This is a genomic window from Allomuricauda sp. F6463D, assembly GCF_023015965.1.
Taxonomy (GTDB): domain Bacteria; phylum Bacteroidota; class Bacteroidia; order Flavobacteriales; family Flavobacteriaceae; genus Flagellimonas.
This window is the reverse complement of sequence record NZ_JALKAN010000001.1, coordinates 1268804-1288516: the sequence shown is the minus strand read 5'-3', so window position 1 is coordinate 1288516 and position 19713 is coordinate 1268804. Positions and strand designations below refer to the sequence as shown.

The window sequence follows — 19713 nt, the reverse complement described above, 5'->3', positions numbered from 1 at the left end:
GATGTCAACCTTAAAGAGAATAGTATCAAATAATTTTTTTGGATGTGCCTTGTTGTTGGTTTTGGTATTTTTTATACCAAATGGCACAAGTGCCCAGTATAGCCTTACAGGTCCGTCCAGTGCAAATACTGGTGAGTCCAAAACATATTACGTCAATGGCCCCAATATAGCAACATTGAATTGGTCAGCCACTAACGGTGCTAACGTAGGAGGTCAAAATCCAAATTCGAATGGGTATCCAGCCAATGTTACATTTAATAATACAGGAACTACCTTGGTTTCTTGTCAAATTGGAGATGAGTTTTTTAATGTTTACAATGTCAAAAAATCTGTTAGTGTTTGTAGTACTGTAAATGCAGGTAACATTAATGGTGGAGGGCAATATATTTGTTATGGAGGAAATCCAACTACCTTGGGAAATGCCACTTCCGCTTCCGGTGGTTCCGGAAGAATAAGTTATCAATGGCAATCTGCTACGTTTCCTGGTTCGTGGAGTAACATCACAGGGGCCACTTCATCATCCTATAATCCTCCCAATGGGCTTACTTCGGATAGGTACTATCGAAGGGCCGCGTCTTCTTGCGGTAATGTTGCTTATACCAGTTATATAAAGGTAGATGTGTACGATGAACTCAATCCTGGTATTGTGGGCGGGGAATCTTTTATATGTTCTGGAGGAAACCCCAAGAATATTCGTCTCGCTGCATCTTCTTCAGGTGGGGATGGCAATTACAGCTATCAATGGCAATATTCGAATAATGGGACCAGTGGTTGGACAAATATAAGTAGTGGTGCAACGGGATCTACCTACGATCCTCCAGGTGGTCTTACCACGAACAGGTGGTACCGAAAACGGGTTCAATCCTGTGGACAGACGAAATATACAGGGAGTCACAAAGTAACCATATATCCGGAACTTTCCAGTGGAAGTATAAATGGTGGTCATACCATTTGTTATTCAGGTAATCCCTCGACTCTAGGCAGTAGTTCATTACCCTCTGGAGGGAGTGGAACCTATGCTTATCAATGGCAATATTCCGACAATGGCAGTAGTGGATGGGGGGATATCAGCGGAGCCACATCGACGACCTACAACCCGCCCAGCGGTCTTTCCGCTGATAGGTGGTACCGTAGGGAAGTGGTTTCATGTGGGCAAACAAAATTTACCTCTTCCATAAAAGTTACAGTTACGGCTCCACCAATCTGGTATGCCGATATCGACGGGGATGGTTTTGGTGATGATTCCGAAACCGTGGCATCCTGTACACAACCTAGTGGGTTTGTTTCCAACAATACGGATTCTTGTCCATTCGAATTTGGCCCATCAACTGGATGTGATTATCAATCGGTGACCTTTAGTGATGAAAACTATGTGTATTCAAGAACATATCAACGGGAAAAATCGAGTGCTGCACAAATCAATCGGAGTAGTGATGTTATGGAAGCCATTGCATATTACGATGGCCTTGGCAGACCAATGCAGCAAATAGCAATCAAGGGCTCCCCCGTAGGAAAGGATATTGTAACTCACATCGGATACGATGCATTTGGGCGAAGTGACAAAGAATGGTTGCCCTATAAAGCTTCCAACGGTGCTACGGGGACGTACCGCTCATCCGCTGAATCAGATACAGAGGCTTATTATGTTGCAAATTATGCATCAGATATGGGAAGTACGCCAAATCCATTTTCACAAAAGGAAATGGAGTCCTCTCCATTGAACCGCATAATCAAACAGGCATCACCTGGCGAAGATTGGCAATTGGGCAACGACCACGAGATCGAATTTGAATATAGTACCAATATCACCAATGAGGTCAGGCTTTTCAGCGTAACGACCAGCTATACCAACAATATCTATGAGCCTTCACTGATTGATGGCTCAGGTAACGTCTATTATAATGCAGGTGAATTAAACAAGTACATTACCAAGGACGAAAACCATGACGGTACCTTGAGCAAACTGCACACCACAGAAGAATTTACCGATAAGCAAGGAAGGGTAGTGCTCAAGCGGACCTATGCTCCTTTTGACACCAATGATAACAATAATACCTTGGATCCTGGGGAGGACGAGGTGGCGCATGACACATATTATGTATATGATAACTTTGGAAACCTTACCTATGTACTGCCACCAAAAGTAAAAACATTCGATGGCGTATCCATCGCCGAACTCAATGAACTAAGCTATCAATATAAATATGATGGCAAAAACCGATTGGTGGAAAAGAAGATACCGGGAAAAGGCTGGGAGCACATCGTATACAATAAAATGGACCAGCCGATAATGACGCAAGACGCCCGATTGAGCGGACAGGGCAAATGGCTGTTTACCCGATATGACGCCCTTGGGCGCGTAGCCTTTACCGGTATGGTAAATGGGGGTAGCAGGCAAGCAGAACAGAGTGCTGCAGACAATGCTTCTTTGCAATGGACAGAACAGTCGGGCAGTGGTACTACTGTGGACGGTGTTTCACTTTATTACAATGGCAACGGATATCCAACATTGGGCTCATTAACGGAGTTACATACTATTAATTATTATGACGGGTACGATTCCACCAGGGATGGAATCACCCAACCTGCAGGCCAGGTATTGGGCCAAGACCAAGCCACAGATGTTACCGGTCTGGCCATGGCTTCAAAAGTTCGTGTGTTGGAGAATTCCCTATGGATTACGACCTTAACCGTTTATGATAAAAAGGGAAGGGCCATTTGGGTGCAAACCGAGAATCCTTATTTGGGAACCACCGATGTTGTAAAAACTGAGTTGGATTTTGCTGGAAAGCCGTTGGAACAACAAACGGTGCATACCAAAAGTGGAATCCCTACCATAACTACAATAGATACTTTTGAGTACGATCATTCAGGGCGTTTGGTACTTCAAAAGCAAACACTTGATGGTAATACAGAGACTCTTTTCTTTAACGAGTACGATGCCCTTGGGCAACTGGTTACCAAGAATGTGGGAAATGCGTTGAGCAATCCGCTACAGAAGGTCGATTATGCTTACAATGTTAGAGGGTGGTTGAAGTCCATCAACGATTCAGGTTCATTGGGTAGCGATATATTTGCTTTTGGCATTAATTATAACCAGACGGAATACGGTGGTCAACCCCTCTTTAATGGAAATATTGCCGAGACAGACTGGAAAACGGGTAATGACAATGTATTGAGAAGGTATCGCTACGAATACGATGCATTGAACCGAATTCAATTGGCGGCCTTTAATATTGGTGATAATTCACAAGCTCACAGGTATTCTGAGTCTGATATTGCCTATGATAAAAATGGAAATATTGAAAAATTGAAGCGAATGGGCCATACCAATAGTGGGGCCACTAGTTTTGATCTAATGGATGATTTGGTCTACTCTTATGACAGTGGAAACAAATTGTTATCGGTTTCAGATGCCACAAGTGTTGGCTATGGTTTTAATGATGGAAACACCTCTGGTAACGATTTTGCCTACGATACCAATGGCAATATGATCATGGACCTCAATAAAGGAATACAAGCCAATGATATAACATATAACCATCTGAATCTTCCTACGGAAATTGTAACAGGTTTAGGAACAATTTCGTATGTTTATGATGCGATGGGTGCCAAATTGGAAAAATCTGCTGCTGGTTCTGTAACACAATATGCCGGTAATTATATATACTCTGGGGCTTTGGGTAGTGAAAATTTACAATTCTTTAGCCAACCTGAGGGGTATGTAACCCCGGACGGTCAAGGCGGTTACGACTATATCTATCAATATAAGGATCATTTAGGTAATGTAAGGTTGTCATACGTAAATCAATCTGTTGATGATCAATTTTATTTTGAAACAGAAACTGGTGGATGGTCCCCAAGCGGTACCACAACACTGAATAATGCCAATCAAAAACTGAACATCTCAATTACCAATCGTTGGAACAGTGCAAGCAAGTACTATAACATTACCCCAGGTATCCCGATTCACATCGAATTTGATTTTGAACAAGGGAATATGGTAACCCCGACTTTCTTTGTTCGAGAACGGATTAACGGTGTGTGGGAAAATAACGCTGACCGGGATAGGATAGTAGGTATGGAAGATGGACATTATGAATTGGATCTGACCTTGACAGGCGAATATATACGGGTTTATTTTGAGAAGTCCACAGCTAGTGATGATGGCACGACCACCACCTGTTATGTTGACAATTTCAAGATTTATCAAGAGGACATCGAGATAGTGGAGGAAAACAACTACTATCCCTTTGGACTTGAACACAAAGGATACAATAATGTCGTGAACGGTACGGAACATAAGTACAAATACAACGGAAAAGAGCATCAAGAGGAATTAGGTTTAAATATGTATGATTATGGAGCAAGAAATTATGATGCAAGTTTAGGAAGATGGTTCGGTGTAGATGGGTTGGCTGAAAAATATTTATCTAATTCGCCTTATCATTATGCTAATAATAATCCTGTATTGAACTATGATGTTGATGGGAACTACTTTGTGAATTTCCAATCTCTTTTTACAGCGATGTCTTTTCAAAGAAATTCTAGACAGCAGATGGATAAGAATAATAAAAGTATTGAACAATTACAAGGTTTAATTGATGATGGTGGACTTTCTGAAGATGCAGTTGCTAATTTAAACGGTTTAATAGGTGGTTTAGAAGGTGCTAATTCAGAATTGCAAGGTTCTATAGATGAAGTGAATACGTTAATGGGCTCTAATCAAGGTTATAATATTGAAGATGCAGGAGCTTTTGCATCAAGTGGACAAACTACATATAATTTTAACACAGGAGTTGTTAATATAAAAGCACCTTTAGGAAATGGATTTGGTTTATTAGGACACGAAATCAAGCACGCATACCAATTTGACCAAGGACTTACTGGATTAAATGATGGAAGCCCTACAACTACAAGTAAATTAATTGGTGTTGATTTGGCTGATGAATGGAATGCTTATAGAAGGCAAAATGCTATTGAGCCAGGAACATCTTATGACACGTATAATGAGTTAAACAATGATGCTAATTCTCCTTATGCTAATCATCCTAGAACACCACAAAGTGTAAGTGAACATGCTAGAATACAAATATATCTTAAACTTAAAGGAACTAAAAAACAAAAAAATGAGGCATTAAATAAACTAGCATCTAAAAATGGGCATGCCTTTAGAATTAATGGAAAAACATATGATGGTAAAAATTAAAATTTTTAGTCTAATCTTTTTATCATTACTTATCTCTTGTTGTAGTGTTAAAAAACAGATACAGGCTCAAGAAGATATACAAATTGATAATATATTAGGAAAATATATTAAAGATGATTCTCCATATAAAACCCCAAATAGCGAGGAAATTATTTTACTTCCTAACAATGTTGTTAGCTACAATCTAGAAGTAGAGTTTTATGGGAAGCAGTCATTTAAGGGTATTTGGAGTCTAAAAAAAGACACATTGAATTTATCTTTTAATATACCGCCCGAGAAAATTGATGGCAAAATTGATGTGTTGTATGGAGAGAGAGTAACGGATACAATCAATTTAACTTTAGTTGATAAAGAAAATGATTTTCTGGTAGGAGATTCTTTATTTATCAATAGTAAAGAAAAATATATTGTTCAGTTTTCAGGAGAAATAAAAACGAAACCACAGTTTATTGATAAAATAAAAATAGTTACTCCTACTTCGGAGATTTATGATAAAAAAATCGATAAGTATGTTAATACTAATATGAAAATAGTTTTAACACCTAATAAATACAGGAATGCTTTATATGATTTAATTAAAACAAAATGGTTAGTTCAAGGGCATAAATTAGTTGCGATAAATAATCATAAAGTTGACCAAAAGTATTTTTTAATAAAAAGTAAATAAGATATAAAATGAAATATAAAACCACTTCGGTAACGTAGTAAAATAGTTGTTTTATTTATTACTGAATTTAAATAATTAAAAGCCAGTATTTTGGAATCTCTCCAGATACTGGTTTTTGGCAATGTATGGGGTTCTTTGTACTAAGAAAATTCATTAAGCCTTGCTATATAATGCTTCATTTCATTATCGTGTGGTACATTAGTGGATGGAAAAGAAACGCTGCCCCAACTGTAATGGATATGCCATAAAGAATGGAAAACAAAAAGGCAATCAGCGCTACAAGTGCAAAATATGCCAAAAGTCATTTCAATTGCAATACAAATACAAAGCCTATGAGCCCCAAGTGGATTCACTTATTAAAACCTTGTTAAAAGAAGGTTGTGGCGTACGGAGCATTTCAAGGATCTTGGACATTTCGACCAAAACGGTACTCACCAGAATAATAAAAATAAGTAAGTGTATAAAGTCGCCATGCATAGCAAAGCATGGTGGTATTTACGAAGTTGATGAGCTATGGAGTTTTGTAGGGCAAAAGACCAACACAATTTGGGTGACCTATGCCATTGAAAGAGAAACAAAAAGAGTCATTGATTTTTTTGTTGGGAACAAAACCAAGGCAAATATTCAACCACTCATGGACAAGATACTATCATTGTATCCCAAAAGGATTTACACCGACAAATTGAACATCTACCCACGTTTAATTCCCAAAGAAATCCATAGACGTTTTCAGTATTGTACAAATCGTATAGAACGGCATAACCTAACCATACGAACCCATATCAAGAGGTTGTCAAGAAGAACTATTTGTTTTTCAAAAAGCAAGATTTATCTAGAGGCACATTTACGGATTTATTTTTGGGGATAAGCCATTTCTTGCATGTAAAATCAATGGCGCTGTCAGCTGCTTTTCAATGTCTTGTTTCTGCTTGATCTGTATGCCTATAAAGGGCGCATTATATAGAAAAACTTTGGGACATTGAAGGAAAAATCCTATTTTGCTTTAATAATACTAACCATATCTACTTGAACCTACGAAAAATTACATTTTGCTCCTCTCTTTTTTTGTTGCTATCATCCGTTGGGGCACAAGCACAGAATAGGGCCAACCATTGGTATTTTGGGTATAATGCAGGTGTGGATTTCAACAGCGGATCTCCAGTTGCCGTTACCTATGGTCAGCTGTTTACCGACGAAGGTTGTGCCACAATTTCAGACAATGGGGGCAATCTACTTTTTTATACCGATGGAATCAATGTTTACAACAAAGACCATCAACTTATGCCCAATGGTACAGGACTGTTTGGGGATTCCTCCAGTACCCATTCCGCAATAATTGTGCCCGTTCCTGGTAGTCTTACACTATATTATATCTTTACCGTGGATGTTATAATAGTTGGGGCAACAATTGTGCCCACGGATGGTTTACAATATTCAATAGTGGATATGTCCTTGGATGGAGGCCTTGGAGATGTTTCCGTTAAAAACATCCAACTTATGGACAAAATTCCTGAAAGGGTAGCTGCGTACAAAAAAAAGGATTCTGATGATTATTGGGTGATTTCGCAAAGGTATGACAGTAATGAGTTTGTGGCATTTGAGGTAACTGCTACAGGCATAAGCAATACACCAGTGATAAGCGCAGTCGGAGCTGGAAACGGTCCGTATTACAGGATTACTGGGCAAATAAAGATATCGCCAGATGGAACCAGGCTCGCGACAGCCAATGGATGGGAAGTGGAAATTTTCGATTTTGATGAGACCACTGGCGAAATATCAAACCCTGTTACCGTACCAGTAGTTAATCCTTATGGTGTGGAATTTTCGCCAAACAATAGACTGTTATATGTTAATTACTACGAAGGTGTTTGTCAATTTGACCTAGAAGCGGGCACTGAATCTGATGTTCAAAACTCCAAAGTAATCCTCAAGGAGAGATTGGGAGAATCCTTTGGTTCCCTCCAGTTGGGGCCGGATGGCAAAATATACGGGGTAAAGGTGCGCAAAGAGTATTTGGATATAATTCATAATCCAAATGCGCTGGGAACGGCTTGCGATTATAGATATGATGATTTGTACCTGAATGGTATGAAGGGTTTTTTGGGACTGCCCACGTTTATCTCCAATATCAGTTCACTTAAAGGAAATATTGATTTTGAGAACACCTGTTTGGGAGAGCTGACCGAATTTTCTACTGCAATAGACAACCCTTTGGCAACGTTTCTTTGGGATTTTGGTGACGGTAACACATCTATCGATACCAATCCATCCCATACCTATGCCGCTACGGGAACCTATGATGTCACCTTGACTGTTACCGAGGGCGCACGGATCAATACGGAATCCATAAAATTGACGATTTCCGAAGTCCCTGAGGCAATTGCCGTCACTGACGTCGAGGTATGTTCGCTATCAGACACACATATATTTGATTTGAGCACTTTGGATGCACAGGTCTTGGACACCCAGGATGCCAATGCTTACCAAGTTACATATTTTGCCAATCAGAGTGATGCGGACAACAATGTGAACGCCCTTCCATCTGAACTGGAATTTGACCGGGGCACAATAACCGTTTTTGCACGTGTGTCCAATGGCAATGATTTTAGCTGTTTTGATACCACAAGCTTCGATGTCATTGTAAAACTAGCCCCTCAATTGTTCAATCCTACGGACTGGATTGTTTGTGATGATGACTCGGACGGGACATACTCCTTTGATTTGGCAGCCAAGGACGTAGAAATTTTAAACGGGCAGGATAAAAGTGTTTTCAATGTGTCCTATTACGACTCACAATCCGATGCGGATAACGGAACCAATCCCTTGAATGCCGATCATAGTGTTTCGGTCATGAGCGAGACCATTTTTTACCGAATTGAAAATACGACCTATCCCGAATGTTTTGAAACGGGGAGATTTACCGTAGGGGTCATCGACCAAGTGGTGGCCAACAAGCCAACCAATTTGGAAATTTGTGACCCGGACAATGATGGAACCGCTCAATTTAATCTTTCTGATGTCGATAGTGAAGTTTTGGGAACGCAAAGTGCAAGTAGCGTAATTCTAAGTTATCATGAATCCCAAGCAGATGCAGATGGCAACATAGCCCCGTTACCTAACGTAATTACAAGCAATCAATATCAAAAAACGATATATGTCCGTGTGTCCAATGCCCAGAATATTTTGTGTTATGATACAAATTCGTTCCAATTGAACATTTATGATGTGCCGGAAGTGCCAGAGGTCTCCAATTGGCTGGTCTGTGACAATGACAACGATGGCCAGTACACTTTTGATCTGGACCAAAAGGCCGATGAGATTGCCGCAAGTCTAAGCGGTACCTCACATGCTTTTTATGAATCAGAAGCCGATGCAAGCTTGGAACAAAACCCCATTTATGGCAATTATCAAAATACCTCGAATCCACAAACCGTATATTTTAGATTGAACAATTCCAACAACACTGCTTGTTATGCAGTGGGCAGTTTTGATATAGAAGTGTTTGATGCACCAACGGCATATCCACCTTCGGATATAGTTTTATGTAACGATGCTGAAACGGGAAGTTTTGCAATCGATTTATCCCAAAAGGATAGTGAGGTGTTGAATGGACAGGACATATCCACCTACGAAGTTACTTATTATCCCACCGAACAAAATGCGATAATCGGGGGGGAGAAGCTTGCCAAGGAGGAATATTTCAACGTGGCCATGACGGAAACGATTTACGCAAGGGTAGAACACAAAGATTTGTCCTCTTGTTATGACATCACCAATTTTGATCTTATTGTAAATCCTTTGCCCAGCTCTAATTTGCAGGAAATATTCGTGATATGCCCTGATAGTCCCGATTTGGTATTGGATGCAGGTACGTTCGAAAGCTATCTATGGGAATATGCAGATGGAAATGTAATCGGGAATGGACAAACGCTCAATGTGAACCAATTGGGCACCTATTTTTTGACAGTAACCGAAACGAAAAACGGTGTAAGTTGTTCCAGCACGGTATCATTCGAGGTTTTGTCATCTGGTGCCCCAGAAAGTTTTGAAGTGACTACTGATGGTTTTTCAGATAGGGTTACCATGACGGTGGAAGCTTTTGGCACAGGTGATTTTGAATATTCCATCGACGGTTGGACCTACCAAAGCTCAAACCAATTTGAGGTGTTCCCCGGGGAGTATACGGTCTATGTTCGAGACCCCTTGGGTTGTCGAACAATCAGTGAGGAGGTCATTGCCATAGGATATCAGAAGTTTTTTAGTCCCAATGGGGATGGCATCAATGAAAACTGGAACATCATAGGCGGTGAACTCTATTCAGATGCCCAATTGTTTTTGTATGACAGATATGGCAAACTTCTTGTGCAACTATCCCCCCAAGGCTCGGGTTGGGATGGAACCATCTTGGGAAGGCCTATGCCCTCAACCGATTATTGGTTCAAATATGTGTATGATAACGGAAAGACCTATACCGGGCATTTTTCATTGCGAAGATGAGGTAGGAAGCTTAAGTCTTTTCATACAACAATCTAGAGAATAATACGTTAAAACCTTACCAGAATCTTATTTTATGAGACCTACACTAACCATAATCCTAATGGCATTATTGCTACAGGCCTGTGGCCCTTTGCGTCAAGCGCAAAAGGTGCAATCACAAGTCCCGATACTGGGCTCCGTTGGCCTTTACCAAACGACACTTTTTGAGAAAGGTTTTCAAAAAATGGGTGAACCGGAATTTGGGCGGCCGATAAGCGTGGCCATAGAGCCCACTTCCTTTTCCGGCAATATGAGGTCGAAATATGACAAGTATCGCGAACATATTGGTAAAGCACCTTTGGCGAAAGCTATGGATAGCACTCAAATGGAGGACCTAAAATACTATCAACTCAGCATAAGCGATGTGGTGTCTTTGGTAGGGGAGCTTAATAAGGAAAGTAATTCCAATCTTAAAAAATATCTTCAAGAGGATACCGGCTTGGTGTTATTATCGTCCATGTCCTTTGTTGCCGTAGCTGAATTATCCATGAAATTGGATACTACTGAGAAACTGTATTTAACAACCGATAGAACAGGGGCTTTGGTCTTATTGATTGGAGGAGCTAATAGCGGTTACCCCATCAAACAGTCAGCATTGGAAATTTTTGATTTTGAAACATCCGCTTTTTGTTGGCAAAAGGATAAAAGAGGGAAATTGGATATCGCCCATATTTTAATGGACGGAGGCAAATGCCCTGGCACTACAGAAGCCAATCCCGAAAAGTTGAACAAAACACCGGATTATTTAAAGCTATGAGTCTAAAAAAATTTATAATTGCCCTAGTTTGTTCGATAGGATTTTTGAGTTGCGAGGATATTTTGGAGGTTCCTGATATTTCTCAGCAGTCCGTGAATCTTTTGGCCCCTTCGGACGGGTCAATTTTGGACGTTAACGCTATAAGTCTAAACTGGGAAGATGTCGATGAAGCTACGGGTTACAGTGTTCAAGTGGCAACCCCCAATTTTGAGAATGCCGCTCAAATAATTCTGGACAGTGTTATCGAAATAGATACTTTGGGATATTTGCCCACACAGTTACAACAAAGCCTTTTCAACGGTTCTTATGAATGGCGCGTAAAAGCTTTTAACAGTGGTTTTGAGACACTATATACAGGCAATGCATTTCAAGTGAATGGGGATGAGGATTTGGATTTGACCCCTCCCAACACCCCACAATTGGTATCCCCTGGTAATGGGAGCGATACTTCGAATACCGAAGTGGAATTTACTTGGAACAGGGAAGATGTTTCAGGAACAACGGAACGTGACAGCATATTCATTTATTCCGATGAAAGTCTACAGGACCTGACCACAAAGGCATTGGGAGCCAACAAAGCACATACAGGGAGCTTATCGGCCGGGACGTACTATTGGTTTGTACAGGCTTTTGATGCAGCCGGGAATGAAAGCAACGCAAGCAACACTTTTAATTTTACAGTTAACAATTGAGCAATAATATAAAAACATATCTGCTTTTGGGTGTGGTACTTCTTGTATGGGGCATCATTGGTTTCAAGCTGATCAAGGCTTTATCAAAAGAACCGGAGTTGCCAATGGTTCAGCAACCGATATCCGCATTGCCAAAAAGCATCAAAAAGAGGGATACTTTCGAGTTGATGGCCAATTACCGGGATCCTTTTTTGGGAACACTTCCCGCAACCAAGAAAAAAGCCGTAAAACGAGCTGTTAAAAAGGAACCTGTTTCGAAAAGGAACATTATATACTCGGGGCTGGTTGCACAAACAGGATCGGGAAACACCATGTTCTTTGTAACTATAGAAGGCCAGCAGTATATTATGTCCAAAAGTGAAGAAATCAACGGGGTGAGACTTTTAAATGGAAATGGCCAAAGCATCAAAGTTCGCTATGATGGCAGGACTGAAACCATTGTACTCCAATGATTCTTTTTTCAAAAGTAAAGGCCGGCGCACTACAGTTTGTACTTTTCATAGGGACAATCATTGTTCTATTCCTTTTTGCCTTTATCCTGATGAACCAGAGCCATTCGCTGTTGGGCAAAAAAACGGATATCATCGTCGACCTTGTTCAAACCTCGGATAAGGTATTGATGAAATCCCTTTTAAAACCTATGAAAACGGGTGAAAACATAAGTATGCCGGATAATGATTTGGGGATCCAGACCAAGGTTTTTAAAGAGTATTGGGGGCTTTTGGAAAAAAGAACCGTCACCTCTGTAAAAGGAAAACTTCGATTTCAGAAAACAGGCTTGGTCGGAGCTATATACCAAAATCGTCCCGCACTGTACATTAAGGATGATAATCGCCCCATGGTCATTGTAGGCGATGCCAAAATATCAGGCGATGCCCATTTGCCCGAACGAGGCATCAAAATGGGAAATATCCAAGGGTATGGATATATAGGAAGCCAATTGGTGTACGGGAAGATACTCAGAAGCAAGAATCAATTACCGAAACTACATAACGAGGTTTTACAACGGTTGAAAATGCTGACAAGTACCGCTTATATGCCCAAAGGAAACACGGTTCCTCTAAAACGGGAATTGTTGTTAAAAAACAGTTTTCAAGAGGAGACCATCGTTGTTCAAGGTACCTCTATTGCTCTGGAAAATGTGTCTCTCACAGGAAATATTGTGGTGTGGGCAACTGACAAGATCCATGTGAAATCCACTTCCCGTTTAAGGGATGTGATTCTTATTGCCCCAACCATCGAAATAGAGGAGGGGGCACGAGGTTCTTTTCAGGCGATTTCGGGCAAAGAAATTTTGGTCGGGAAGAATTGCGAATTGGATTACCCGACCATTTTAGCGGTACAAGGCAATACGGTATCCCAAGAATTTGTAAACAAATTCAGAGAGCCGAGAATTAATATTGGGAAGGGAACAAGCATATCAGGTAGCGTTCTCTATTGCGACAAAAGGGAACCCAAAGGGCAGCCTTTATTTATTACAATTGACCAAGGAGCAATAGTACATGGAGAACTGTACTGTGAGCAAAGTCTTGAACTTAAAGGCAGCGTGTATGGAAGTGTGACCACAGGTTCTTTTGTCGCGTTTGAAAATGGAAATACATATTTGAACCATTTGTTCAATGGTAAAATTGAGGCTCAAAGGTTGCCACAGGAATACTGTGGCCTCGCTTATGAAAATAAAATTGCAAACGGTGTGGTGAAATGGCTCTACTAAAAAAAATAAAGGCCTCGACCCTAATGGAAACCTTGGTAGCCACGGTATTGATCGTGGTTGTCTTTATGATGGCCAGTATGACCTTGAACGCATTGTTTGCCACTAGCATTCAAAACAACGATGGCCCGGCACGACAGGAGTTACTGTTTTTACAATACAGGTATGGATATGGAAAGCTATCACTTCCCTATTATGATAAACTGGATGCATGGGACATCAAAGTGGAAGAACGCGTTTGGCAAGGGACGGAACAGGTGATTTTTTCAGCTGTGAATACATCGAACGATAGGGAACTAAAATTTTCTGTGAACCATGAGTGATGCAACCAAAAAAATAAAGGCATTTACCCTGCATGAAATGTTGGTCGTACTGTTAATCACTGTCCTTGTCGTTGGAATGGCCTACAGTGTTTTACGATTGGTGCAAACACAAATGAACGGGATTTCATCAAATTATGAAGAGATGACCGAGGTGCGGCTTTTAAAGCAGCGTCTTTGGATCGACTTTAACCAATATGATAGGGTTTGGTACAACGCAGCAAACAGGGAGCTCCTCTTATGCAATGAAATAAGTGAAGTCGAATATCAATTTCAAAAGGAATTGGTCTTGAAAGGGCAGGATACCTTTCATTTAAAAACCAAGGAACTATTGGCCTACTTTGAGGTCGGCATAATCAATGAAGGAGAAATAGATGCCATAGATCTATATGTTGGAGGAGGAAACGGAACACGACTTTTTGTATTTAAACGAAACTCGGCAACAAGTTATATCAATCGATAATGGGATTCAAACTGGACCAAACACTGGAGAAAACGACTACCATCCCTTCCCAAAAGGAGGGGCTGGATAAGTGGCTGAAAAAAGAGATAACCTTATTTGGGTCCTTTTTTAATTCCAAGAGAAAAGAAGGGTTTTACAGTGAATTGGCCATTTTGATAAAAGCAGGACTGCAATTGCGTGAAGCTTTGGAATTGTTGTCGGGCAACCAAAAAAAGGAAAAACTGCAACTTTTTTTTGAGGACATGGTCAAGGAATTGGATCACGGTCTGAGTTTTTCAGAAGTTTTAAAGAAACGACAAGAGTTTACGGAATACGAATATTACTCAGTGGAGATTGGAGAGGAAAGCGGCAATTTGGGAACGATTCTCCAAGAATTGGCGACGTTCTATTCGCAGAAGAACGAGCAACGTAGAAATCTTATAAGTGCCCTTACCTATCCATTGATCATACTTTGTACCGCTATTTTGGTGGTTGTTTTTATGCTCAGGATGGTGGTTCCCATGTTCGAGGATATCTTTAAACAGAATGGGGTGGAATTACCGACCATTACCCAGTGGGTCATTGGTGCCTCCAATGTCATTGAGCGTTATGGTTTGGTTGTGCTTCTGGCAATTTTCACTTTGATATTTTTGAGAAAACCGTTGATGAAGAGGGAATCCATCAGGAGAAAGTGGGATTATTTTACTTTGAAAATCCCATTCCTGGGCAATTTTATACGATTGGTCTATATGGCCCAATTTACCCAGGCCGTTGCCCTGTTGACCACTTCCAAAGTGCCAATGCTGAATAGTGTACAAATGGCAAAGAAAATGTTGCAGTTTTATCCATTACAGGATGCATTGACGACCATGGAATCGAGAATCCTAAAGGGAACAAGCCTTCATCAGAGCCTACAGGGAAATAAGATGTTCGATCATAAAATCATCTCTTTGGTGAAGGTAGCCGAAGAGACCAATCAAACGGAATATATATTCAAAAAATTGAACCAACAATATGTAATTGAAGTGCAACAGAAATCCAAAATGTTGTCGACCATTATGGAACCTATAATTATAATTATCATCGGTGTTTTTGTTGGTGTGATTTTAGTGTCCATGTACTTGCCTATGTTCAGACTCAGTAGTGTTTTGGGAGGATAGTAGGTGTGTTGAATCTGATTAATGATATTAAAAGAAAATAGTTGCTTTTAAACACTCAATGCATGCCTTTTAAACTATTGTCCGGAAAGGAATGAATTCTAAAAGCTTGGAAATAAAGTGATTTTTTCAAAAATTTCATTAATTTTACTTTGTAAAGCTCCCATAAGTTTTGCCACTGAATGTACTGTTTTGACGACAGTTTAGAGTTCGGTTAATCAGCTTTTCAGGATAGTGTAAAATATTGATTGTTAGATAGTTATTTAATCGACTTTCTTCCTGTCATCCCGACGAACCATGGTTTTATGACACTAAGTAAAACCTTAATTAATTGAAAACCAGAAAATTAATTTTTTCTGGTTTTTTTTATTTCCATCTGAAACCATCGATGAGGATGTCCTATAGAGTGTCCTATTTTTGTCGGGAAAAATTCCCTAAATTGTACTTCCGTAATTGATTTTTCGTGTGATTTGACTTTCGCTTAATCCAAAGTTTAACTTAAAGCGAGAACACATGAATACCTCTAACGCCTTCAGTATCAGTTTTTGGCTGAAAAAATCAGGAAGAAAAAAAGATGGACGTTTTCCAATTTATGTCCGAATCAGATGTAAAGGAAAAAATGCAGATCTCAGTGTCCATCGATCAACTTTTGAAGAACGATGGTGTCCTATTTTGGGAAAAATGGACCATAGGGCCAGTGAATCCGTTGTTGTCAACAAATATTTGGACGACGTCCGGGCAAAATTACTGGAATGCCATCGACAACTCTGTGCGGAGAGCAACTTTATAACGGCACAATCCATCAAGCTTAGATATCTGGGGAAGGACAAGGTGATGCTCACCCTATTGGACCTTTTGGAGTATAACCGAACCTATGAGTTGCCCAAACTGGCCAAAGGGACAGTCAAGAACTATTCTTCTACAGAGACCTACCTGAAACGTTTCATTGCCAAAAAATATCGGGTGCCCGATATTGGGTTGGCCTCCATTGACTATGCCTTTTTGATTGAATTTGAAAACTTCCTGCGGAACTGCGAACCCATCAAGTCGTTCCAAACATTGAACAACAATGGCATCATGAAACATATGCTACGGTTCAAGAAATTGGTGACCATGGCCTATAAATTTGATTGCATCCCCAAGAATCCCTTCAACCTCTATAAAGTGAAAATGGAGGATTATGACAGTGCTTTTCTGGAAGAGGAGGAAATCTTGGCACTGGGCCAATTGAAATTCGAGGAAAAGGGGATGGAACTGGTCCGCGATATTTTCCTTTTTGCATGCTATACTGGACTGAGCTACATTGAGATCAAACTTCTCAAACCCAACGGTATCGTATCCGGCATCGATGGGGAACTATGGATCGATGTAAAGCGCCAAAAGACCAAGACCGAAGTCAAGGTCCCCCTATTGACCAAAGCCAAGAAAATCTTGGAGAAGTATGCGGATTTTCCCAAAAATGAAGATATTGTTCTTCCTGTGTACTCAAATCAAAAGGTGAACCAATACCTAAAGATCATTGCACAAAGGGCAAATATTGATAAGCACCTAACGTTCCATGTGGCCAGACATACCTTTGCAACAACAATCACCCTTATGAACGACGTACCCATAGAGACCGTTTCCAAGCTCTTGGGGCATACCAAGCTTTCCACGACCCAAAAGTATGCAAGGGTGGTGGAAAAGAAAATCAGTAAGGACATGGCCCAATTGAAAAACATATTGGATGAGAGCAGCCATAAAATTCAAGATAACAGTGGGGTTCCCAATTTGAGAATTGTACGGTAGAGCTGTAGGGGTATTGTTATTTCTATTTAGAATACCTTTTTAGGAAAGCAGTTTTTGCTGATTTTCGGGTTGTTTTATGCGCAATATCGAATGCAGTTCGACTTCAACATATAAGACAGGACACTTAGTTTCAAGGGGTCAAAAGTCAGCTGTCGCGGAAAGGGACTCTACTTCAACGCTACTTTAACATTTGAGTCCTGTTTCTGGGCTATTTGAGAACAATTGGAATCAAAATGAACTAGGCTGAATTAAACCTATCTCTCAAGCCGGTCAGCTTGTTGATTAAATCTTTAAAGCTTTCCGTTTTACCATAGAACATGCTCTCTTTCATCTCCGCATAATCTTCTTCCCATTCCGCCATAACTTCTTCAGGTGGAATGAAATTCAAAGTTTCATAACCATGCTTTGAATAATCGATCCAAGATATTCGTGCATATACTTCTCGGTGTGCCACAATTTTGTCGTACAATGCTTTGTCCTTTATTGCCGATTCCCCAAATCCTGTATCCATCATTCTGGATACATCATATAAATGCCTTGTCATTCGATGACCTCTTATTGGTCCCCGTTCTTTTGGTTTCTGAAATTCCTCATGCAATAGGAACAGTTTTTCCAAAAATGTGCGTTGAGGCAAAACTGTGGGTATATTAACGGCTTTATCAGCAAAGGATAGGCCTCTGTACATTTCCCCAATAAACGATATAACTTCTCTATTTTCAAAGGGTCCCCGAAGTGACCTGGAGCTTATTTCAACCAGTATTCTTGGTTCTAAATAGGGAACCTTGTCGACCAATGACTTATAGCGGATTTCAATGGCCAAGGGATCAGTATCTGATTCTTCAAAATCGCGGACATGGATGGTAAAATCCTTGATGCCCATTTCATGAAGCTTATCCTCTAAATCTTGCGGCAGTATCTCGCTCACAAACTTGCATGATGCCTTTCTAAGTTTTTTAACCTGTTTTCGGGAAAGATCTCCCTCAAATTCAAAAAAGGATTTATCCATACCCAGATCTATGTCCTCCGAAAAGCGCTCAATAAGTCTCCATGCTTTGCTCAAGGATGTACCTCCTTTGAAAACCAGGTGGTTTGAATATTTGGTTTCGAATAGGGTGCGAAGGACAGCGACCACCCACCAATCCTTTTCTATGGCCGCCTGTGAAAGGCCTTTTAAAATACTTGTTTGAACAATCACTTCTCTTCTGTCCTGTTCGGATAAATCAAACCATTCCTTCATGTCGGTTCCCTTTTTGATAGTGAATTTTGCATAATTTCAGAAATCCAAACAGGAGCTAGTTTCATATCATGAACTATTGATTCTCTGTCAACCTTTTGGAGTATCATATTTATTTTTTCCAAGGTTTTGTCATCTATATTGTGTTTGCCCAATTGGCGCAGGGCTTGCATGATAAGGATATTGGTCTCACTCTTGACGGCTAGAATTTTAGGGGAAGCCTTTTTAAACTTTATTGTATTTTCCCCAACGGATATGGTACGGGAAGTTCCGTCCGTTAAGTAAACTAAATTCAAAGGTACCTGTGTGGAAAGCCCCAGTTGGTTGAGTGCCTGAATCCCAGTGGGAATAATTCTGGCCTTATCCCTTTTAGAGATTGCTTTGGCAATTTCTTCCAAAGACGGATATAACGTCCCAAGTAGCTTGTGTTCTTTGGGATATAGATAAATGCCTTGGGCCAATCGGATCAAAAAACCTTTGTCCTCTAACCTTTTCAATGCTTGCCTTATCGCTTCAGATGTACCGAATTTGGAAAAGTTTTTCGGGAAAAAAATTTTTCCACGCTTATGGTTCGAAATTGAATTTTTTATAAGTTTTTCAGTGGGTATGGGCATTTTGTCACTTATTTTCCGTCACAAATTTAGTAAAAAAATGTGACGAATAAATTTTTGGGGAGACAAGAGTGAAAATCACAAAAGATGGAGGGTGTAAACCTAGTGCTGTTGGTCTTGACCAACAGCACTAGGCAAATTTTCCACATGGTAAACATCGGTGTTCATGAGCTATTTTGATATTTCAAGTGAATTGTGAACACCGATGTTTACCATGTAGTGAAGTTAGTTTTTTCCAGGAAGAAAGTCAATGGGGTAGGGGCTTTGTCGACGGTGTGTTATAAACAAATTAATGAACAGTGTGCTCTTGGGCCAAAATTCTTAAACTTGTCTATATGCATGGTAAGGGCAACCATTGGGTTCCCAAGGAGCGCTTTTGAAACCATTATAAATCACATCAGGTACCAACGCTTGAATTTTGCCTTATAACTTTTATTTTCTTACCAATATTCCCGAAAGTTAAGCTCGCACTATTTTCTCGGACAAGGGACGGCATAAAACCGTTCCGATGGTCACTGTTTATTCCGTTTCCTTGCCGCTCCAAAATTTTGTCTTCCGCTTGGTTTCCGCTCAAATATTGTTTAACCAA

Annotated in this window: 14 protein-coding genes; 12 read left to right on the top strand and 2 right to left on the bottom strand. The window is 40.2% G+C overall.

All coding sequences use genetic code 11. The features are described from left to right. The first annotated feature begins 1 nt into the window (after window position 1). The 12 genes from MWU56_RS05665 (at window position 2) to MWU56_RS05610 (ending at window position 17279) form a co-directional block, all read left to right on the top strand. Complete coding sequence (locus MWU56_RS05665; protein ID WP_247042892.1) at window positions 2-5209, top strand: DUF6443 domain-containing protein; 5208 nt, start codon at window positions 2-4, stop codon at window positions 5207-5209. Continuing rightward, entirely contained in the window at window positions 5160-5876 is a 717-nt protein-coding gene (locus MWU56_RS05660) for a hypothetical protein (RefSeq protein WP_247042890.1), read from the top strand. Before MWU56_RS05665 ends, MWU56_RS05660 begins: the two co-directional genes overlap by 50 nt. Before the next feature lie 205 nt (window positions 5877-6081). Continuing rightward, complete coding sequence (locus MWU56_RS05655) at window positions 6082-6744, top strand: IS1 family transposase (protein ID WP_247042888.1); 663 nt, start codon at window positions 6082-6084, stop codon at window positions 6742-6744. Between the two features lie 158 nt (window positions 6745-6902). After that, window positions 6903-10373, top strand: a complete 3471-nt coding sequence (locus MWU56_RS05650; RefSeq protein WP_247042886.1) for a T9SS type B sorting domain-containing protein — start codon at window positions 6903-6905, stop codon at window positions 10371-10373. 73 nt (window positions 10374-10446) lie between these two features. Further along, window positions 10447-11169, top strand: coding sequence for a hypothetical protein (locus MWU56_RS05645; protein WP_247042884.1), 723 nt, complete (start codon window positions 10447-10449; stop codon window positions 11167-11169). Then, window positions 11166-11861, top strand: a complete 696-nt coding sequence (locus MWU56_RS05640; RefSeq protein WP_247042881.1) for a hypothetical protein — start codon at window positions 11166-11168, stop codon at window positions 11859-11861. Before MWU56_RS05645 ends, MWU56_RS05640 begins: the two co-directional genes overlap by 4 nt. Then, window positions 11858-12313, top strand: a complete 456-nt coding sequence (locus tag MWU56_RS05635; RefSeq protein WP_247042880.1) for a hypothetical protein — start codon at window positions 11858-11860, stop codon at window positions 12311-12313. Before MWU56_RS05640 ends, MWU56_RS05635 begins: the two co-directional genes overlap by 4 nt. After that, window positions 12310-13575 carry a hypothetical protein gene (locus tag MWU56_RS05630; protein WP_247042879.1) on the top strand — a complete coding sequence of 422 codons (1266 nt, stop codon included), beginning with the start codon at window positions 12310-12312 and terminating at the stop codon, window positions 13573-13575. The genes MWU56_RS05635 and MWU56_RS05630 overlap by 4 nt, the downstream gene beginning before the upstream one ends. Then, window positions 13563-13895, top strand: a complete 333-nt coding sequence (locus MWU56_RS05625; RefSeq protein ID WP_247042878.1) for a hypothetical protein — start codon at window positions 13563-13565, stop codon at window positions 13893-13895. The genes MWU56_RS05630 and MWU56_RS05625 overlap by 13 nt, the downstream gene beginning before the upstream one ends. Further along, window positions 13888-14355 (top strand): hypothetical protein, encoded by a 468-nt coding sequence (locus MWU56_RS05620; RefSeq protein WP_247042877.1) that lies wholly within the window; start codon window positions 13888-13890, stop codon window positions 14353-14355. Before MWU56_RS05625 ends, MWU56_RS05620 begins: the two co-directional genes overlap by 8 nt. Continuing rightward, on the top strand, window positions 14355-15494 hold the full coding sequence (locus MWU56_RS05615) for a type II secretion system F family protein (RefSeq protein WP_247042876.1): 1140 nt from the start codon (window positions 14355-14357) through the stop codon (window positions 15492-15494). Before MWU56_RS05620 ends, MWU56_RS05615 begins: the two co-directional genes overlap by 1 nt. A 510-nt stretch (window positions 15495-16004) precedes the next feature. Continuing rightward, window positions 16005-17279, top strand: a complete 1275-nt coding sequence (locus tag MWU56_RS05610; protein WP_067036128.1) for a site-specific integrase — start codon at window positions 16005-16007, stop codon at window positions 17277-17279. A 238-nt stretch (window positions 17280-17517) separates the two neighbouring features. On the opposite strand, the gene MWU56_RS05605 is transcribed toward MWU56_RS05610, so the two are convergent. Then, window positions 17518-18516 (bottom strand): nucleotidyl transferase AbiEii/AbiGii toxin family protein, encoded by a 999-nt coding sequence (locus MWU56_RS05605; protein WP_067036131.1) that lies wholly within the window; start codon window positions 18514-18516, stop codon window positions 17518-17520. Then, window positions 18513-19127 (bottom strand): DUF6088 family protein, encoded by a 615-nt coding sequence (locus MWU56_RS05600; protein ID WP_067036133.1) that lies wholly within the window; start codon window positions 19125-19127, stop codon window positions 18513-18515. The genes MWU56_RS05605 and MWU56_RS05600 overlap by 4 nt, the downstream gene beginning before the upstream one ends. Window positions 19128-19713 lie beyond the last annotated feature (586 nt).

Excerpts from the sequence above, each read along its gene's own strand:
- MWU56_RS05665 (WP_247042892.1), top strand. The coding sequence starts at position 2 with ATGTCAACCTTAAAGAGAATAGTATCAAATAATTTTTTTGGATGTGCC.
- MWU56_RS05660 (WP_247042890.1), top strand. The coding sequence starts at position 5,160 with ATGGGCATGCCTTTAGAATTAATGGAAAAACATATGATGGTAAAAATT.
- MWU56_RS05655 (WP_247042888.1), top strand. The coding sequence starts at position 6,082 with ATGGAAAAGAAACGCTGCCCCAACTGTAATGGATATGCCATAAAGAAT.
- MWU56_RS05645 (WP_247042884.1), top strand. The coding sequence starts at position 10,447 with ATGAGACCTACACTAACCATAATCCTAATGGCATTATTGCTACAGGCC.
- MWU56_RS05640 (WP_247042881.1), top strand. The coding sequence starts at position 11,166 with ATGAGTCTAAAAAAATTTATAATTGCCCTAGTTTGTTCGATAGGATTT.
- MWU56_RS05630 (WP_247042879.1), top strand. The coding sequence starts at position 12,310 with ATGATTCTTTTTTCAAAAGTAAAGGCCGGCGCACTACAGTTTGTACTT.
- MWU56_RS05625 (WP_247042878.1), top strand. The coding sequence starts at position 13,563 with ATGGCTCTACTAAAAAAAATAAAGGCCTCGACCCTAATGGAAACCTTG.
- MWU56_RS05620 (WP_247042877.1), top strand. The coding sequence starts at position 13,888 with ATGAGTGATGCAACCAAAAAAATAAAGGCATTTACCCTGCATGAAATG.
- MWU56_RS05615 (WP_247042876.1), top strand. The coding sequence starts at position 14,355 with ATGGGATTCAAACTGGACCAAACACTGGAGAAAACGACTACCATCCCT.
- MWU56_RS05610 (WP_067036128.1), top strand. The coding sequence starts at position 16,005 with ATGAATACCTCTAACGCCTTCAGTATCAGTTTTTGGCTGAAAAAATCA.
- MWU56_RS05605 (WP_067036131.1), bottom strand. The coding sequence starts at position 18,516 with ATGAAGGAATGGTTTGATTTATCCGAACAGGACAGAAGAGAAGTGATT.
- MWU56_RS05600 (WP_067036133.1), bottom strand. The coding sequence starts at position 19,127 with ATGCCCATACCCACTGAAAAACTTATAAAAAATTCAATTTCGAACCAT.